The following is a 20,051-nucleotide window of genomic DNA, read 5'->3' as shown; positions in this document are numbered from 1 at the left end:
ATTGTTATATCAACATAATATGCATCAAATACCCCCCCCCATCAGTAAATTTTACACTTGTAGTCAACGTCACGCTTAAAAAATTTCACTCAAAAAACAAAAATACGATATAATATCTTGAATTGATGAATATTTATCTGTTCATGTAATTGAGCAAAGCTTGAATGCATACATGTTAAGCACACATTAGCAATCGCAATGCATCGCATGCTCCACAAAGCGGCCGAATAAAAGAAGAACACAAAAAGAATGGGGATTATTATGGCAAAGAACACTCGCCAAAAGCACGCTCGCAATCAAGAGTATCGCTCACTTGTAAACGTAAGCGCCGATTTTAGCGCATCAACCGCACGCAAACTGTCACTTAGCGCACTTACAACGGTTCTTACTGCAGCCACCTGCTTGGGCGGTCAGCCAATCCTCGCATCCTCTAATATTCTTCTTCCTCCAACTACAGCGGCATTTGCATCTCAAGTGAGTGATGCAAAAAATACTCCTTGGCTACATACGCCAAACATTCTTGAGTTCCAAAGGTATCGTTTTGTTAACAGCAATGGAAAAACTGGCTCAACAGCCGATTTGGGTGATTACGATAACACCACCAAGAAATCGGATATGTATGCACACGTTGAAGAAAACAACGGTGCTAAGTATTTAGTCTTCGATGTGTTCTTCAACAACGACGGCAAATCAATGGTCACTCATTCTAGCCAGCATCAATACGTGTGGCAGATTCCTTTTACAGTTGCAGACTTAAACAATGGAGGATATAAAAACGATACTATCAGCGATTTGAGCTTCGACTTCTATCAACGAAACAATAATTCTCCTCAAGCAACAAACGCGATGCTTTCGCGTGATATTAAATTGTTCAGCAAAGACGATAGCAAATCTTTTAACGTTAATTTCTTAAACAATGGTAAAGATCACGCAGGCTCAACATACTTATACACATTAGGCATAAGAGGAGGAAACAGCTACAATCGCGACTTAAGTGAAACATTCCACAATAACGCTAGATCAAATAACGGAAAAGTGGATCCTGTTATTGAAAAAGCAGTAAAACTTTATGGACCATATTCAGGAAAAAGCTACGGCATTGGCTTAAGAACTACTAATGCAAATTATGCTGTTCACATGCACTGCAAGTTGAAGCTGCGCCAAGACGCAACCATAGACGACATTCAAAACGCTTTTACTTGGGCAAACAGTAGCTCTTATGGTAAAACAACTAACTCTGCTTACACGTTTATTTCTGGTCGCACACAAGACGAGAACTTCCCTCGCACAAAAAGCGATAAAATCCCTCCAAAGCTGTATTTTAATGGCAAGGAAATTGGCGATAAGGACAACAACAGCATTACCGTGTATCAGGGCGAAAGCAACACCTTCACTTTCAGCACGTCCGACAATAGCGAAAAGGTGACGAAGTTCTCCGTAGGTGGATTCCCTAACGGTATAAACGCAAACTTTAATGAGAGTAATAAGGACGGCTTTGACGCGACTGAAAAGAAGCCTTACAAACACGAAATTAAAGACGTTAAGTTTGAGCACAAGGATGGCAAGACGCCAGTAAACTCCGACTACACGATTACTGTTTCTGCAACCGACGCTTCTGGCAACAAAGCAGAAAAGAAAGTCACTGTACATCTTAAGAATCTGAACCAGAAGTACAAGGCTCCAACCGCTACCCCACTTACTGTTGATTGGGGGCATGAGCTTACTAAAGACGAGCTTATAAAGCAGATAAAAGACAATGATGGAAATGGCGAAATAACTTTTATTGACAAGAAGTTGCCAAAGACAAATCTATCCGAAAGCCGTTTCAAACATTCTAAGAACACTCTGCAAGTCGCATCAAAAATCATATATGCAGATGGATCCTACCATCTAGTGAACATTCCTGTAATAGTTAAAAAGCCACTTGCTTTTGAGCACGCACCAAAAGGAAGCGAGAACACTGTAACCGTTGGGGATAAACTTAAACAACCAAGCGATTACATAACACTCGAAAATAATTCTGACAATAAAGTTAAGCCGCAAAAAGTAGAATGGTACGGCGGAACACCTAATTCCAGCACAATTGGCAACTTTAATAACACTGTCAGAGTGCATTACACAGACGGTAGCCACAAAGATACTACTGTAACATTTAACGTTAAGCCGAAAACACCTGTTATTGAAACAGATTTGAACGGTCGAGCAAAAATTAAAAACCAGAAAGTAGTAGTAAACGTCGGCACTGGGTTTATACCAGGTGCCACAAACAAAGTTACATTATACGATGCCAACAATAACGCAATTGGCTCTACTACCGAAATCAAAGACGGTAAGGCAACTATTACTGTAGCTAATAGCATACCTGCAGGAAATGTGTATGCGATTACAAGCAGTTCATACAACAATCATCAGGATAAACATACAAATACCTTCAATTTATCTTCCGATAGAAGTGACAATCACCAAGCTACAGAAGATAGACAAAAGCCAACACTTACAGCAAACGATGCAACTGCAAAAGTTGGAGAAAACTTAAGCTTTAATCTTGAAGCAACAGATGATATTAAAATTGACGACTTCAATATTGCAGCTCCATTAGCGGGACTTGTAAATAATGATTTTTCACGTTTGAAGATTGAATACCAAGGCAAACAAGATGATCCAAAAAATCGCAAAGTAAAAATTACGATACTTGGCATGAAAGCAAGTGAAGTTGGAGAACATAAACTCAAGTTCTCAGTTACTGATGCAGCTGGAAACAAAACTGAGAAGGAAGTTAAGCTAACAGTTAAGCAACCTTACGAGCTAAAAGCAAATCCTATTACCGTTGACTTAGGTCATGAACTTACTAATGATGACGCTAAGAAGATATTTGAAAACAGCAAAAATATTCCTTCTGGAACAACATACACTTGGGTTAATAAACCTGGAACCGACTCAACTGGAAATGAAAAGCGAGGCACAGTAAAAGTCAGCATTCCTGGAGTAGAAGCTAAGGATATTGATGTAGCTGTAACAGTTCAAGATAAAGTAAAACCAGTAATAAAGGTGTACAAGAAAGGCCCTGGTAACACTTGGACTGAAGTAACCGAAAAGATTGCTGAAGGCAAAGTAAGCTACACAAAGATTGACACGTACCACGGTGACAAGTGCGAACTAAAAGTAACAGCAACCGACAACAGTGGCAAAGTTACAGATTTGAAGATTAGCAGTTTATTAACAGGCATGTCTTCATCTGATTTTGCAACAAAGAAAGGTGTTGGTTCTGAACAAGATCCTCGAGCAATAAAGATTGCAGGAACTGTGCCGAATGGCGCGGCTGCCGGATCATACTCTAGTAATCTTATAGCAGTTGATGATTCTGGAAATCAAACAAACCTTCCAATTCGCTTTATTGTGCACACTCAAGCAGATAAATTTAACAAGATTACTCCAAAGGATATAACTCACAACATTCCTGCTGATGGCAACAATAATAATCATCCAAAGGCTGAGGATGGTATCTCGGAAACCAGCAAGAAAGACTTCCCAACCGGCACTACTTATTCTTGGGTTAAGGAACCAGATTGGAATAAACCTGGCGAACAGAGCGAAGTTAAGATTCGCATAACATTCCCAGATGGTTCTCACGTAGACGTTTCACCAAAGCTTACTGTTACGGATACAATTAAGCCTGTTATTGAAAAGCCTGATTTAGGAACAGCAAAACATGGAAGCAAAGATCATTACTTACTGAAAGTTCATCGCGGTGAGAAGTTTGATCTTACACTGAAAGTTCACGACAACACTGGCAAAATAGTCGGCGCAATCTTGGATAACAATGTACCTGATTGCGGAATCACTAATACTAATTTAACAGTTGACAATGCAGGCAACCACAGTGTTAAGAACCCTGCTATTGTTCATATAACTGGTACAGCACCAACCAACGAAGGAACAAGCCAATATTGGAGCCGTACTGTTACTGTAACAGACGAGGCTGGTAATAGTTCTAAACTCCCTATTCAGATTGCTGTATATACAAGCGCGGAGGAACACACTGCAACCGCTACGCGTATTACTAAGCAAAACGGTAAAAAAGTAACAGAAGACGATATAAAGAAAGCAGTAACAACTGACTATACAAATAAAGACAAAACTAAGAAACCAGTAGTTTCTGTAAAAACTGGCCAAACTTTACCAGATGGAAGCACTCCTGGAAACTCCACAATAACAGCTATTGTTACTTATCCAGATGGTTCTACAACAGAAGTCGAAGTGCCTATTACCATCCAAGAGCCAATGAGTAAGACTTATAAACCTACTACAAACGAGGTTGATAAGTCTTACGGCTCTACTAAGAAGCAAATAGAAGATTCCATAACAAGCACTTCTACTGGCGGCGGAATATCTTGGCCTAAGAACAAAATTCCTGCAGGAACAACAATTAAGATTGCAGACGAAACCAAGATTCCTAGAGGAACTGAACCTGGCATATATGAAGTTCCTGTAAAGATAACGTATAGCGATAACTCTGTTGGATACGCCACAGTAAAAGTTAAGATTGGCGAGCCGCAGAGCAAGAGCTACAACCCACAAGGCAATACGCTTACGTTTGCTTACAACTCGAAGCCAAAGACTGACAACATATCCGGTAAAATTACTGGTGTTGGCAAGGATAAAGGCATTAGTCTTAAAGATAATCATGGTAAAGATACAGCGCTTCCTACTGGCGCAAATATTGCTATTGACAACCCAAGTAATATTCCAGACGGAACTAAAGCTGGCGATTTTACTGTTCCTGTAACAATTACATACAAGGACGGTTCAGAAGATCATACAGTTGTTAAGGTAAAAATTAACAAGCCACAAAGCGAAACAAATAATCCAACTGTTACTAATATAACGAAGGAATATGGTAAAACAACTAACGAAGCTGAAGTAAAGAAGCACGTTACTTTTGACGGTAGTAAACCTAATCCAACTTCAGTAACTGTTGAAAACGCTAGCGATATTCCAAATGGTAAGACTCCTGGCGACGTAAATATTAACGTTAGTATCGAGTATTCTGATGGCTCCAAATCTCGCGTTACAGTAAAAGTTACTACTGGAGATCCTGATACTAAGACTTACGCACCAAGCGCAAACGAAGTTAAGAAAAACCGTGGTGATGAAATCACAGCTGATGACATTAAGAATGCTGTAAAGACTTCTACAGTTGATGGCAAGACCCCGGATAAGAGCAAAACAAAAGTAGAGCTTGTAAACAAAAACAACTTGCCTGATATGACTAAGACTGGCACAACTAATGTTCCTGTTAAGGTCACATACCCAGATGGGTCAGAAGTTGTTCTTGAAGTTCCAGTGGTAGTTAAGGACACTGACAAGGATATTTACACGCCAACGTCTTCTACGCTAGAAAAGCCTTACGGCTCAACTATTAGCGATAAGGATATTACTGATAAGGTTACGGTTCCACACTTTGTTGGAGATGCAACTAAAATCTCTTACAAAGTCAAGGACACTAAGAAGATTCCAGGAGGAAACTCAGAGCCTGGAGCTTACACAGTACCTGTAACAGTAACTTATCCGGACGGCACAAGCGAAGATGTGGACGTAAACGTTACAATCTTGAATAAGGATTCCGACTCTTACGAACCAACCGCTAAAACTCTTACGAAGAAGCACGGCGAAACGATTAGCAATGACGATATTACCGGTCAAGTAAGTGTGCCTAATTATCCAACCGGCAAAAAGCAACCGAATAAGAATGTAGGAACTGGAGCAACGCTTCCAAATACTAATACTCCAAGCGAAAGCAACGTGCCGGTTACTGTTACTTACCCAGATGGCACAACTGACACTGTAAATGTTCATGTGGTTGTTAAGGATGCGGATGCGAATACGCATACTCCACAAGCTGAACCACTTGAAAGAAATATCGACAGCGGAAAGCCTTCGGATAGCGACATTACAAGTAAGGTTACGATTCCTAATTGGCCAGCAGGCGAAAAAGATAATCCAACTTACTCTATTGCTGATAGTGATAAGGCTCAGATCCCTGCTGGAGATAAGGCTGGCAAGTTTGAGGTGCCTGTAACGGTTACGTATCCGGATGGATCAAAAACCTTGATCAACGTGCCTGTAATTATTAAGGCTCCAAAGCCACAAGCGAAAACTGGCATGACTGTGCCAAAGGGTGCGGAACCTAAGCCAGAAGACATGATTTCTAATAAGGATAAGTTCCCTGATGGCACCATCTTCGAGTGGACCGAAAAACCAGACACATCTGAGGAAGGCAACAACAAGTCCGGAAAAGTAAAGATCACTATTCCTGGATCTACTACTCAAGAAGTGCCAGTAAAGGTTAACGTTGTTGACCCAAGTGCATCTGAAGTCAACGTGCCACAAAAAGGCAAGTTGCCAGATGCTAAGGATGTTATTAAGGATTCTAGCGAAACGAATAAGTATCCTAGCGGAACTACCTTTACATGGAAACCTGAGAATACACCAGATACCAGCAACTCTGGAAAGAAAGATGGAGTTATACTAGTCACCCTACCAGGCCAATCCCCTGTAGAGGTGCCTGTAACAGTGAACGTTACGCCAAATCCAGAAACGAATGTTGTTAACGTGAAGGTTGGCGACAAACTTCCAGACGCATCGAAGGGTATTGCTAATAAGGATAAGTTCCCTAAGGGAACCACCTTCGACTGGAAGAAGGATGACGAGCCAAAGACCGACAAGACGGGTCCTGCTACTGGCACTGTGCTCGTTCATATCCCAGGTGTGAAAGATCCAGTGAAAGCCAAAGTTACTGTGAACGTAAACCCTGCGCCTACAGCGCAGGACACCTCCGTCATTCAGAACAGCGATCCAGATCCTAAGAACAGCATTAAAGACAACGATAAGTTACCTAAGGGAACCACCTTCGAGTGGAAGAAAGGTGCTGCTCCAAAGACAGACAAGCCAGGCACTGTTGACGGCACTGTGATTGTAAAGATTCCAGGGCAAGATCCTCAAGAAGTGACTGTAAAAATTACTGTTACAGCATCTCCTGAAGGAAAAGACGTAACCGTGCTGCAAAAGACTGGCGGCAAGGATACCACTCCTCAGCCACAGGAAGTTATTAAGAATCATAGCGATTTGCCTGAGAATGCTGATGTTTCTTGGAAGAAGAAGCCTGATACGTCAAAGACTGGCAACCAGCCAAGCGTTGTGACTATTACGGTTCCAGGAATGACTCCTGTAGATGTGCCTGTAAACGTGCTTGTTGTGCCAAATCCAGAAGGCAAGACGGTGAGCGTGCCAGTAAACGCCAAGCCAAAGCCAGAAGACAGCATCTCCAACAAAGATGATTTACCTCAGGGAACCACCTTCGACTGGAAGAAAGATGCTGCTCCAAATACTGACAAGCCAGGCACCACTAAAGGCACTGTGCTCGTCAAGATTCCAGGCGTAAATAACCCAGTAGAAGTGCAAGTAACTCTAAACGTTACAGACAAGCCATTTATTAATGATGGCAATGCTGAAAACACGCCAACTAAGCCTGATAAGACCACTATTACTGGTAAAACTCAGCCAGGAAACACCGTAACTGTCAAAGACAATGGCGGTAATACTGTTGGTACTGGAACTGCCAACGAAGACGGAAACTTCACTATCGAAATCGATAAGAAGGATCCTGGTACAACACTCAAGCTTGTTCCAAGCAAAGGTAATGAAGAAGGCACTCCAGTAGAAGTAACCGTCACGGCTAAACCACAAAAGCCAACGATTACGGTACCAACCGACAACCAGAAGAACGACGGAAACGTAACTGTAACTCCGCCAACTGGCGACACAACGGTTGTAAAGATTGAAATCAATGCTAAGCCAAATTCAATCAATGGTCCAGAACAGCCAGTTCGCACAATTATTGCTAAGAAGGATAACGATGGTAAGTGGAAGATTGACGGAGACGCTCCAGATGGCGTAACTGTTGATCCAAAGACTGGCGTTGTTACTATTCCAGCAAAGAATTTGGAGGATGGCAGCACTATTACTGCAGTATCTAAGAACAAGACAGACAAACCATCTGATCCTGCTACTGCTGTGACTGGCTTTAAGACTCCACAGATTAGCGAGCAAACACTGAAAGATAATCCAGATGATTCTACTAAGCAAATCATCACTGGAAAGACTATTCCGGGCGCAACAGTAACTGTTACCGACAAAGATGGAAAGCAAATCGGAACAGGCGTTGCAGATAAGAATGGCAACTTCACTATTACTATCAACAAGCAAACGCCTGGCGCGATTGTAAACCTTACGCCTACAAACGGCACAGGTGATTTTGCTAAGACTGGAAACACTGTTGAAGTAACGGTTGGCGGAGATATTGCCGTTCCACGCATAGACACGCCTGCAGACGGAAGTGCCACAATAACGCCAAATCTTACGGATACGCGCATAGATAAGGTTGTTATTACGTATACGCCTGAAGGCGACGGAAGCACGCCGCAAACTGTTACAATCACCGTTATCGCCGAGGGCGATAAGCGCGTGTGGAAGATTGATGGCTCTGCGCCTGACGGCGTAACTGTTGATCCAAAGACTGGCGTTGTTACGATTCCAGCTGCAAACGTTAAAGACGGAAGCACGATCACCGCTGTTGCAAAGAATAGCACTGATAACACTGCTGAAGGCTCGTCTAGTACTGTTACAGGCACGATTGCGCAGCCTTGAGACGGTGGTAGTGGCGATAGCGGAAGCGGAGACAGTGGTAGTGGCGATGATAGCGGCGATAATGGTAGTGGCGATAGCGGAAGCCACGCCAACAACGCAAACAACGCCAACAACGCAAACAAGAATGGCAGCAATAATCATGGAAACCAATCTCGCAATAGTGGATCTAATAGTGGATTTAGAAGAGGTAAGGGTGCGCTAGGCAATACTGGCGTTGGTGTTGCATTAAGTGCTCTTGCGTCTGCGATGCTTGCTGGCATGGGTGCTGCAGGAAGGGCTGTATCTCGCCGCAAGAAGCGCAACTAGCTAGCACGCGCTAAGTAACTATAAACCAACAAACAAAGGCCTGGAGCGATTGCTCTGGGCCTTTTGTTACCCGCTTTTCTGAATTCTGCAGCTAACCTGCGCGAACGATATTTCCGCACTTTGTACCATATTCCACCTAAATTACGTACAAAACCCGGAAAAAACTTCCGCATTTTGTACTATATTTGACCTAAAAATGGTACAAAAAGCGGAAAACAGATCGTGTCGTTCGCGCAGCCTAAGCGCGCTAACGTCAATGAGTAAAAAAAAACGCGGCAAAATACCGCGAAAACAAACATATTGTGGGTGATATAGGAATCGAACCTATGACCCCTTCCGTGTGAAGGAAGTGCGCTAGCCGCTGCGCCAATCACCCAAAATTTTTTTAATTATGCGTGAAAGGCAATCCTTTCGAGTGGGCGATACAAGGTTCGAACTTGTGACCCCTTCCGTGTCAGGGAAGTGCGCTACCACTGCGCCAACCGCCCAGGTTGTTTATTAAGCTAACACGCTCAATCGAGGTGGGTACGAGAGTCGAACTCATCTATACGGCTTTGCAGGCCGCTGCCTAACCGCTTGGCTAACCCACCACAAGGCCGATAACTCACCAGACCTAGAGCGGACAACGGGACTCGAACCCGCGGTCTCAACCTTGGCAAGGTTGCGCTTTACCAACTAAGCTATGTCCGCAATGCTTTCTCGCTAACTAATGCCAGTCCGAAGCACGAGTAACTACTATACCAGAAATATTTATAAATTCAAGTCCGCCGCCCGTTGGCGTGTCGAATAGCAAACACTGTTAAATTTTCTACCTAACATTCTTTAAAACTCCGTACCCAATCGCCATCCTTCCCCCATTTTCAACATATTCCCTAATATTTTTTTGCAAACTTGTTTCCATCTTGCCACTTTCCATGCCACTTTCCATGTCACTTTCCTTGCGCACTTCCCCACACGCTTCTACATTGTTTTCCTTGCCACAATTTACACCATTTTCACCACGCCCAAAAATCTTGCAATTTTCTCCAAAAACCCAACGCTTATAGTCGTCAGAATACGCAATTCCAAAAACTCGAAACATAGATCTAAATACTCGAATATTCGACTTTTCTGGTAGCAACTTATCTAAAGCAGGATCAAGCAGCCACGATATGCAATAAAAAGTGCAATTCTTTAACTCAGGAATGTACTTATCTATAAACTCATTAGCCAACATAAAACTTATCGTTAAATTTTCTATGCTTAACTTTGCATCAGACGGAATATGCACGCTTACCAGATTTTGCCTTTTGCAAAACTCAAATTCTAATTCACCTAATCTAAATATTTTCATAGAAAGAAGACGTGGAAACCAAAATTCTTCACTAAAAACAAAAGGATACTTGCCAACACGAATCTTCTTAACAAATCTTTTAATAAAACCAAAAGTACTTAAAAAGACTTCATCTTTAATTCCAGCTTGTTCATATCTTCTACGCACCAAAAGAACGCATACCATAAATATTGAAAGAATCCGCATTCCGCTATCATCAGCACAATATTCATTCAATTTTGCAACTGCTAGCTCTTGATTAAACCCGTCATTAAAAAGGTCTTGTATGCAATCCATCAAAACAGAAATATCTATATTTTTAAAAGATTGTACTATTGTGCGCGTTAGGCAATCATCAAAATGCAATTCGTTACACAGATTTTCAACATCTTCTGCAGTCTGCAAAATTAGGTATGACTTTTCATCTTCTTTTAACAAATCACACATTTTTACCTCACAATAAGCCTCACAATAAACTCACAACAAGCCTCACAACAAATCAAAATTAACTTCAAACATCCTTTTCCATGGAAAATCTACATTATTGATTTTCAAAGGAAGCGCTTTTGATAAATTCAACTTGCTATACTCTTTCTGCAACAAGTTTTTAGCTTCGCACTTAGCCCACGCTTCGCATGGCTTTACATCAAAATAATTACCACCATAATTATCAATCCTATTAGCTATATTCCATCGAATATTTGATTGATATAACGCATCTTCGATTATTCTATATGCAATATTTTTCTTTATACTTTTTGAATCAATGCCTAAAATTGCTTGAGATAAAACTGTTCCCAAAGTATTGCAATTTGTATTCCATCCCGCATAACTAATAATTCTGTCTAAAACGTTATTATCATCTAGCAAAGTTAATAATTGCAAATCCCCACCATTTGAATACGCACTATCACATAATGCAACTTTCTTACCAGATTCAACTAGAGTGCAGATATGATTAGTAAAATAATTTAAATTTCTATACGTGTCGTACGTTACATCATGATTAGATACAGAAAATTCTGCTTCTTGCATAACTTTTCCAGGAGCATTAATCATTAAACAAATGTTGTTTAGTCCACTTAAACCACTTAAATCACCTAAATCGCTATCTTCCCAATTTTCTAAAAGCCTTGCTCCACAAGCTAAAACATGAGATTTTAGGCTTTCAAACATAGGCCTATCTTCGTAAGAAGGAACTATTGTTGGCCCTAATATAGACGAATATTCAACACTTATAGCAGGCTTTATTCTATGCGATTTACAAAACGCTCTTGCAAGCAGAGTCATGCCAACTTCATCTGATCCAGGATACATAGCAACTCTACTGTTTAACCTCTTAGAATAAACAGCTGATTGAAGTCTTCTTTGAGATACTGCAGTATATCCGTATGGACTAGAATCGTCTTGTGGAAAAATAAGATAATCAATAGTATTATTTGCTACTAAATCAAGAATTGATATATTAATACCAAGATTTTTATCACGACGATTTTCATAATCATCAATAACATATTGAGGGATATCAAAAGATTCTAACTCTTTCTCCTGCGATTGTGTTAGATCATTGCATCTAATCTTTTTATCACTCAGATATGCTCTTAAATAAAGACTCCTACCATATTCTGCGTAATAATCAGGCTCCTCATCGCTGCTGTTATACGCAGGCGCGCGCATAACAGTGCAAAAAACAAATAAAGTCATATTTGGATTAACTTTTTTGAGCTTTTCTAATACGCGCAGGCGACTTTGCAAACAATCGCTTTGTAAATTATGTACTCTTGAAGGAACCAATCCCCCATACACAAGCATGTCTGCAGATATTATAGCAATATCACATTTTTTGGCATTATCCATCAAGAAATCAACTATTCCATTAATATCTGCAGACTGTTTTTTATTGCCTAATAATTCCAACGGCACATTTACAAGGTCAAAATCACTACTTTTAGCTAAGAGTTCTGGGAACTTATAGTTACAAGGTCGCTCGTCTAATGGAAGAAATAAGACTTTCATTTTAACCTTTCAACCCACCTTCTTGTAATCCTTTGTAAAGATGCTTTTGGAATAAAGCAAAGAATACAACTATAGGAACAAGCGATATTATTGCACCAGCCGCAACTAATCTAGGATCCGTATAGAACGTTCCTTGTAAACGATTCAAGCCAACAGTAAGCGTATATTTATCGTCATCGCTTAATGCAACCAATGGCCACAAGAAGTCGTTGTAGCTTCCAACAAACGACAATATTCCAATAACAGTAAGTGTTCCTTTTACCTGCGGCAATGCTACATACACGAATCTTTGCCAAATATTCGCTCCATCTACTTTTGAAGCTTCTAGTAAATCTTGCGGAACAGATTTAAACGCATTTACCATAAGCAATACGTTTAACGGGCCAATCAAACCAGGCAAAGCCAAACCAAACAGAGTATTCGTTAATCCCATACCTTTTACTAGAAGGAATGTAGAAACAAGAATACCTTCGCATGGCATGATGATTGCTGCAACAAAAAGCAAATAACCGATTTTACTAAACTTAAACTTTAAGCACCCAAAAGCATATCCAGCCATTGAGCATCCGATTATATTCCCCAAAACATTCATTGCTACAACAATCAGGGTATTGCACAAATAGTGAAGTATAGGAACTGTTCTAAATGCTTTTACAAAATTTTGCACTGTAAAATCATGCGGAATCAAATACGGAGGCATTGCAAAAACATTGTCATTAGGGCCCTTAAATGCTAGTGCAATTTCCCATACCAATGGACCAGCTAGCAATATGAACACTAATACAAGAATGCAATATTGAACTATCGTTCCGATTCTAACGCGATGAGTGTTATTAGTTTTCATCTCCAGCACCCCTGTGAACAAATATTTGCTGAATAACTGTTATAAAACCAACAATAATTAACAGAACAACGCTTATTGCACTAGCATAGCCAGTACGAGCACTCAATCCTGTTCCTTCTTGCTGAATCAGCATTGTCATTGTTATGTCTTTTCCGCCTATTCCGCCTGTACCACGAGTAATTACATACACCTCGTTAAACACTCGGAATGCTGCTACAGACGAAAGCATCATTATTAGAGTCATTGTGGATCTAACTCCTGGTACTGTAATGCAGAAGAATTTGCGCATTATTCCAGCTCCGTCTATATCGGCAGCTTCGTACAATGATTTATTTATGTTAGCTAAAGCTGCTAAATAAATAATCATGTAATATCCAAGACCTAACCATATTGTTACAAACATTGCACTAAAAATTGTTAGCCATCTGTCTGTAAGGAATGGCAATGGCCCTGTTACTACGTGAATCATCTGTAGAATGGAATTAACTAATCCCCTTGTATCGAGCAAGTTAGTCCAGATAAGCCCTATTACCACTGCAGACAACACTACTGGGAAGTAGTAGGTTGTTCTAAAGAATCCTATTATTTTTGAATCTTTACTCACTAAAGCAGCAAGTATAAGAGGCAAAATAATCATAAATGGCACAACGCATACTGTGTATAAAGCAGAATTGAAAATAGCAGTTACAAAACGACTATCGCCAAATAGTTTTACGTAATTTGCAAATCCAACATTGTGCCCAGGTATAAGCATTCTAGCGTTTGTAAAAGATCTTAAGATGGTGTTTATAAACGGATAAATGCAAAACAATATAAGTATGATTAAAGCTGGCAGAACAAATAACCAAGATATGCACCCATCTTCGTTAAATTTTTTACGGAAGATGCCCCGAGGGGCAGGAGCCGCATTGCTGCGACTCACTGCCGACTCGGCTTGTGGATTATTCATAGGAGAAATCATTACTTTAACCTGTCGTTTAGTGCAGCAACTGCTTTATCAAGCGCTTCTTTAACTCCCTTTTCTCCTTGAATTGCCTGAGTTAATTCAGGAGATAGATAGTTTACGCCGTCAGTATCGGAAATCTCTGGTGGGAAGTTTGCAACAGTACCATTGTCAATTTCTTCCTTAGCAACTTTAAGAACCTTGCCTTCTATAGTAGATTCGTCAATGCTCTTAAAGAATGGATCATCCATTGCGCCAGCTGCAGAAGGATAAGTATTTGACTTCTTAGAAAACTCAACTTGATTCTTCTTGTTTGTTAAGAAGTTAGCGAGCTTCAAAGCCATTTTCTTATTCTTTGTTTGAGAATTTACTGCCATTAGCATTGGGTTAAGTGTATTCTTCTTGTTTGTTGCCAATGGTGCTACATCAAGTTGCTTATAGACTTGCGGAGCATTTGCCTTAAATGCGGCAACAGAAGAAGTTGAATCAAGCATATACGCTATGTTTCCTTGGAAATATAGTTTCTCTGCGTTAATTATGTTTGCGTTCATTCCATCTTTAGGAATGGCACCCTTCTTATAAAGATCTGCATAATGCTGAATATACTCAACACCCTTGCTAGAGTTAAAGGTAAACTTTGATCTGTCTTTACTCAAGAAGTTAACACCATACTCTTCAAACTGCGAAGGGAATACGTATGGAACAGCAATCATGTAGCTCTTACCACCGCATTTTTCATTAACCGTATTTGCCTGATCGAATAAATCATTGTAGGTTTTTGGCGGCTTATTAATGTCTAGACCGCAGTTAGCAAAAACATCCTTATTCAAATAAGCAACATCAATATTCAAGTACCATGGGAATCCGTAGACTCCTTCGTCAATACCATTGCCCGAGAATTTAGATCCATCCCAAACCTGAGGCAAATAGTCCTTGGCCATTCCTGCAGCTTCTTTACTAAGATTCAGCAACGCTCCAGACTTTGCAAGATTGTATGCTTGCTGTTCATTAACATTTACAATATCTGGCAATTGACCAGCTGCAGCATCCGTAGATAACTTTGAATCATAGTTTTCTGCAGGCTGATCGACCCACTTGACTTTTACTCCAGGATTTTCTTTTTCAAACTCACTAATAAGTTTTGTAAAATATGGAGTGTAAGTATCGTTCTTAAGGTTCCAAGTTTGGAAAGATACTGTAGAAGATTCGGAATTATTTGCAGAAGAACCGCATGCGCATAACGATAGTGCGGCTGCGATTGAGACGCATCCAGCAATAACACCTTTACCAATAGCATTCATAATGTTTCTCCTTTGAAATCAATTTATGTATTAACAGTTACGTATTAGCAATATCTAGTTGGAAAATGTATGTAATTAATTATTTCCCTCCTTTTTTATATCGTCATTGTGATTGCCGATAAGAGCTGCTCCTAACGCACCAAAAAACACCTCTTGATCTGCAATCACTAGACGATTAGATATATTTAATGAGGACAAAAATGGCGATTTTGTCTCAAGTCCACCAATAACTTTTTGTATATCCTTTAATAAAATTGTTCCTATCTTGCTTATGCCACCGCCGATAACAATAATTTTTGGGTCAAAAGTTACTGTGAGCATTTGTATTGTGCTTACAAGCGTGAATATGAATTTATGCCAGACCTTTTCAGCCTTTTCATTTTTATTGGAGACTTCTCTTAGTAACGATGCAATAGGATATCCATTTTTGGTAGGCCACATTTGCGCTAAAGCACTTCCAGATATTATTGTTTCTACACACCCACGCTGACCGCATGGGCACATTGCACCATCTTTATCTGCAACTATGTGCCCTATCTCTCCCGCAATCCCAGTTGAACCGTGGAAAAGCAACCCATTAATAACTACTCCTGCCGAAACACCAGTGCCTAAATTCAAGAACACTAAGCTGCTTGAATTTGCTCCATAATAATGGTATGCACCAAAGGCTGCAGCATTAACATCGTTATCAATGTAGGCATTTATTCCAAATCTATTTAAGATTTCAGATTTGAAATCTAGATTATGCGATCCCAAATTCACCGATTCACATACGCAACCAGTGTTTTGATTCACTAATCCAGGTACTCCAATACCGATACTTAAATCAACTTCCTTTCCATATATATTATTAACTTGCTTAATCACTTTTGATATGAGATTACACACCTCATCAACGATTTCTTTTTCTCCTTGATGAGTAGACACTTGAGAATACGCAATAGGCTTATTGTGCGTGTCGAAAGCTGCACACAGCACCTTTGTGCCACCAACATCTACACCTATACGTATTGGCGAATCAAGTGCCATAATAAACTCCTTACAATTACCTCTACCTTGAAGTAAAGTCCATATTTATTGGATTAAGTACAATTATTGCACTAAAAAATAAAAAAGCAATACCATTTATAATATTTATCAAAAAACATTGAAAATAAAGGCGTTTCGCAATATAACTTATTAATACAAAAAACGTAAATTCAAAAAAATAATTTCTAAAAACATCTTTTAGTATATGTTCCAAACTATATATTTATCTGATAATATGTAACATATAAAAATAAAAGGGCTTGAAGATGGGATGCAATATGGAAGATACCCAAATACCCCAGTCGATGATAAATCAGCTGATGACGGTTTCTCAAAAAACACTACCCGCAGATGCAAGAATAAATAATAGAATGTTAGTATTCAATTATTTATTCCCAAAGCAAATACTCTCTAGAGCAATGCTTGTAAGAAAGACCGAACTTTCAAAAGCATCAATCTCTACCGTTGTATCCGAAATGCTAGATGACCACATGCTTATAGAAAGTGGGCATGAATCAAAAATAGAACGTGGTAAAAGAGGAACATTACTAGAAGTTGATGCAACTTATTGGAATATTATAGCTATTGACATTTCTCAGCCATGCTTAATACAAGGCGCAATCCTCAACCTATGCGGAGATATATTAAAACGATCAGAAATATCACTATACAAAAACACAGATGTTAGCGCAGACAAAATAGTTGAATTGTGCAAAACTCTTATAAAGCAATCAAACAATAATATATTAGGGATAGGCATTGCTGTTCCTGGAATTGTAGACAACAACGGAAAAGTTATACGTTCATTAAATCTTAAGTGGGAAAATATAAATCTTAAAGAAGAATTAAACAAATATTTTGACTGCCCTATTATTATTGACCACGATACAAATAGCGCACTTCTAGCAGAAAGATTTTTCGGCAACGGAGTATCAAACACTATATTTATACAATTATCACTAGGCGTTGGAGCATCTATATTAATAAATGACGCAATAATTACTGGCATAAACAATTCTGCAGGAGAAATCGGTCATATAACCGTTGACCCTAATGGTCCAACTTGCACATGTGGAAAAAAGGGATGTTTAGAAACATATATATCTGCAGAAATATTGCATAAAAAAATGTTCACATCTAATCAAGCAAGAATAGACATACTAACAGAAGCTGGACATTATTTAGGAAAAGCTCTTACAACAACTATTAATCTTTTAGACTTAACAGATGTTGTTATTTATGGACCATCCGACATTGTAAACAAAGTCTTTATAAGCGCCACGGAAGAAGCCATACAAGAGTACGGCCCTTATAATCCAAAACATTCGTGCACAGTAAGACGCTGTACGTGTAATAACGACATAACTCTTATTGGAGAATGCATTTCTGTTATTCAAAACAGAATTATGCATCTTTAATATACGAAAATATACCAATATTCACCAATAAAAATCTTTAATCATATTGTATGTATTAAAAGATAAAACTTAAACAAAAATAGCAAAGAAGCATTAATCATGGATATAAAAGAATCAACAATCATACTTGTGCCTTATCCACAAAAATTAAAAATTACAGGAAATGACTCCATAACTCTTCCAGAGTCAAGCTATATTAGTTTCAAAAATATTAAACCAGATACAAGAATTACTACTGCTGGAAAACAGTTATGCGTAGACTTAAAAAATCAATTTAATTTTGATTGGAATGTTAGCTACGGGGATGGCTATAAAAGCGCCATAAATGTATCAATAAACAAAGATCTTTGCGCACAAGAATATAAAATTTATACGTCATTAGCAAATAATCAACCAAGAACAAATCGTGCAATAATCACTGTAGAAGCTAAAGACATTCAGAGTATTTGTTTTGCAATACAAACTATAAGACAGTTAATTAAACAATTTGGAACAAGTATGCCTTTAATAGAAATTGAAGACTTTCCAAAAATACCAGTCAGAGCATACTCTTACGACGTTTCAAGAGGTAGAATACCTAAGCTTTCTTGGCTAAAGATTTTGGTAGATCAATTGTGCTTATACAAATATAACCAACTACAGCTTTATGTTGAGCATACTATTGATTTAGAAAATACTATTGAATCGTGGATTAAGCATACTCCACTTACATGCAGTGAAATTATTGAACTAGACGAATATTGCTACAACCGAGGAATTGAGCTTGTTCCTACTATGGCAACTTTTGGTCATATGTACGAAGTTTTAAGAAGTACGTCTTATAAAAATCTTGGCGAATTCCCTAGCCAATCACAAAGGCCGTTTAGCTTTGTAGAAAGAATGCTGCATCACACATTTAATCCTGTAAACCCACAAACAATACCATTCATAAGTAAAAGAATTAAAGATTATGCAGCATTATTTAGATCAAATAAATTCAACATTGGTGCAGATGAAACCTTTGATCTTGGCTGCGGAGAAAGCAAAGAAATTGCGCAAAAAGATGGCGTAGCAAACCTATATTCATCTTACGTTCAAAAATTATGCAATACGTTACAAGAAATAGGATCACAGCCAATAATGTATGCAGATATTGCATTAAAACATCCAAATATGTTATGCGCCATTCCAAAAAATGTTATTTTTGCAAACTGGAATTATGCAGCAAACGTTACAGAAGATAGTGTTAAATTAATACATAATCAAAACGCACAGCAATACGTATGCCCTGGAACACAAACATGGAATAGGCTAATACCAGATTTTGATTGTGCAATTAGCAACATATCTAAAATGTGTAAATATGCTCACAAAAATAACGCTTATGGATTATTACTCACAGACTGGGGAGATTATGGTCATATAAATGACCCAATTCTCTCTTTGCCTTATTTGATTATGACTGCTCAATACTCATGGGGATCTAGCAAGATAAGTAAAAACAATGTAGAACACGATTTTACAGATATCAATTCGCTAAATACCTTATTAAAAGATATAAGCAATATTCTTACCGATAATGTTTGCCCTCAATTATGCAATATTCTTCAAGAAGCATCACACTCACAAGCATTTAGCTGGTCAGACGCGGTGCAATTTAAAGAGCTTGATGATAATGGCGATTCAAACAAAGATGTTTTATTCTTATTAGGATTCAAAAAAGACATATCTCTAAAAGAAGCAAGAAAACAGTTTTTGACTGATAGAAATCAACAAATATTAAATGCAGAAAAATACAACAACACATTGTACAAATGCATAAATGATCTTTATAAAACGTACTCTTGCTACAAATGCTACACACTCAAAGAAAGAATAAATAAAGACTTTATAAACACAACAATTTTAAGTATTCAAGGCCAGCAAATACTTAATAGCCTTGGATTGTATATTCTTAACGCAAGCGCAGAATATTCAAATAGCAGCAATAAAATAAGCAAAGACCAAGTAGCTTACTTTGTACAGACTATAAACAATTGGTTTGTTCAATATGCAAATAGGTGGAATTCTATAGGAAAATCTGCAGACTTGTACAGGATTCGACAAGTTTTTGATTGGCACATAGATTGGCTGTTAAAAAATTCCAATTAAATATATTACTTTTTATTACTGTTTATTATCCGATGACTATTTTACG

At 38.7% G+C, this 20,051-nt stretch carries 10 protein-coding genes and 4 tRNA genes; 4 read left to right on the top strand and 10 right to left on the bottom strand.

Annotated elements, in window-relative coordinates; genetic code table 11:
* Positions 1-261: 261 nt before the first annotated feature.
* On the top strand, positions 262-8,706 hold the full coding sequence (locus tag NYP69_RS06210; RefSeq protein WP_473413039.1) for a Rib/alpha-like domain-containing protein: 8,445 nt from the start codon (positions 262-264) through the stop codon (positions 8,704-8,706).
* Between the two features lie 61 nt (positions 8,707-8,767).
* Positions 8,768-8,908, top strand: a complete 141-nt coding sequence (locus tag NYP69_RS06205; RefSeq protein ID WP_473413038.1) for a hypothetical protein — start codon at positions 8,768-8,770, stop codon at positions 8,906-8,908.
* A 407-nt stretch (positions 8,909-9,315) separates the two neighbouring features.
* Here NYP69_RS06205 and NYP69_RS06200 read toward each other — a convergent pair.
* The 10 genes from NYP69_RS06200 to NYP69_RS06155 form a co-directional block, all read right to left on the bottom strand.
* A tRNA-Val gene (locus NYP69_RS06200) sits at positions 9,316-9,388 on the bottom strand.
* 40 nt (positions 9,389-9,428) lie between these two features.
* Positions 9,429-9,500: transfer RNA gene (locus tag NYP69_RS06195), tRNA-Val, on the bottom strand.
* A gap of 31 nt (positions 9,501-9,531) precedes the next feature.
* Positions 9,532-9,602: transfer RNA gene (locus NYP69_RS06190), tRNA-Cys, on the bottom strand.
* A 27-nt stretch (positions 9,603-9,629) separates the two neighbouring features.
* A tRNA-Gly gene (locus NYP69_RS06185) sits at positions 9,630-9,702 on the bottom strand.
* Between the two features lie 118 nt (positions 9,703-9,820).
* Positions 9,821-10,771, bottom strand: a complete 951-nt coding sequence (locus NYP69_RS06180; RefSeq protein ID WP_473413037.1) for an acyltransferase domain-containing protein — start codon at positions 10,769-10,771, stop codon at positions 9,821-9,823.
* Positions 10,772-10,813: 42 nt separating this feature from the next.
* On the bottom strand, positions 10,814-12,340 hold the full coding sequence (locus NYP69_RS06175) for a DUF4127 family protein (protein ID WP_020973647.1): 1,527 nt from the start codon (positions 12,338-12,340) through the stop codon (positions 10,814-10,816).
* A 1-nt stretch (position 12,341) separates the two neighbouring features.
* Positions 12,342-13,184, bottom strand: coding sequence for a carbohydrate ABC transporter permease (locus NYP69_RS06170; protein WP_016635532.1), 843 nt, complete (start codon positions 13,182-13,184; stop codon positions 12,342-12,344).
* The gene (locus NYP69_RS06165) at positions 13,174-14,145 is read right to left on the bottom strand and encodes a carbohydrate ABC transporter permease (protein WP_020973646.1); all 972 of its coding nucleotides are present in this window, start codon (positions 14,143-14,145) and stop codon (positions 13,174-13,176) included. Before NYP69_RS06165 ends, NYP69_RS06170 begins: the two co-directional genes overlap by 11 nt.
* Positions 14,145-15,428, bottom strand: coding sequence for an ABC transporter substrate-binding protein (locus NYP69_RS06160; RefSeq protein WP_004131797.1), 1,284 nt, complete (start codon positions 15,426-15,428; stop codon positions 14,145-14,147). Before NYP69_RS06160 ends, NYP69_RS06165 begins: the two co-directional genes overlap by 1 nt.
* 75 nt (positions 15,429-15,503) lie before the next feature.
* Positions 15,504-16,457: an ROK family protein gene (locus NYP69_RS06155; protein ID WP_016635535.1), complete on the bottom strand. Its 954-nt coding sequence runs from the start codon at positions 16,455-16,457 to the stop codon at positions 15,504-15,506.
* A gap of 278 nt (positions 16,458-16,735) precedes the next feature.
* On the opposite strand from NYP69_RS06155, the gene NYP69_RS06150 reads away from it, so the two are divergent.
* Together NYP69_RS06150 and NYP69_RS06145 are read left to right on the top strand one after the other, a co-directional pair.
* Entirely contained in the window at positions 16,736-17,875 is a 1,140-nt protein-coding gene (locus NYP69_RS06150) for an ROK family protein (protein WP_116285570.1), read from the top strand.
* 99 nt (positions 17,876-17,974) lie between these two features.
* Positions 17,975-20,005, top strand: a complete 2,031-nt coding sequence (locus tag NYP69_RS06145) for a family 20 glycosylhydrolase (RefSeq protein WP_473413036.1) — start codon at positions 17,975-17,977, stop codon at positions 20,003-20,005.
* Positions 20,006-20,051: the final 46 nt, after the last annotated feature.

It is taken from the genome of Gardnerella sp. c17Ua_118 (assembly GCF_055804255.1).
Note: the sequence above shows the minus strand (reverse complement) of the source record. Positions and strands in the feature narration are given on the sequence as shown.

Coding starts and splice junctions, on each gene's coding strand:
- NYP69_RS06205 (WP_473413038.1), top strand. CDS start 8,768: ATGGTAGTGGCGATAGCGGAAGCCACGCCAACAACGCAAACAACGCCA.
- NYP69_RS06175 (WP_020973647.1), bottom strand. CDS start 12,340: ATGAAAGTCTTATTTCTTCCATTAGACGAGCGACCTTGTAACTATAAG.
- NYP69_RS06165 (WP_020973646.1), bottom strand. CDS start 14,145: ATGATTTCTCCTATGAATAATCCACAAGCCGAGTCGGCAGTGAGTCGC.
- NYP69_RS06180 (WP_473413037.1), bottom strand. CDS start 10,771: ATGTGTGATTTGTTAAAAGAAGATGAAAAGTCATACCTAATTTTGCAG.
- NYP69_RS06170 (WP_016635532.1), bottom strand. CDS start 13,184: ATGAAAACTAATAACACTCATCGCGTTAGAATCGGAACGATAGTTCAA.
- NYP69_RS06210 (WP_473413039.1), top strand. CDS start 262: ATGGCAAAGAACACTCGCCAAAAGCACGCTCGCAATCAAGAGTATCGC.
- NYP69_RS06150 (WP_116285570.1), top strand. CDS start 16,736: ATGGAAGATACCCAAATACCCCAGTCGATGATAAATCAGCTGATGACG.
- NYP69_RS06155 (WP_016635535.1), bottom strand. CDS start 16,457: ATGGCACTTGATTCGCCAATACGTATAGGTGTAGATGTTGGTGGCACA.
- NYP69_RS06160 (WP_004131797.1), bottom strand. CDS start 15,428: ATGAATGCTATTGGTAAAGGTGTTATTGCTGGATGCGTCTCAATCGCA.
- NYP69_RS06145 (WP_473413036.1), top strand. CDS start 17,975: ATGGATATAAAAGAATCAACAATCATACTTGTGCCTTATCCACAAAAA.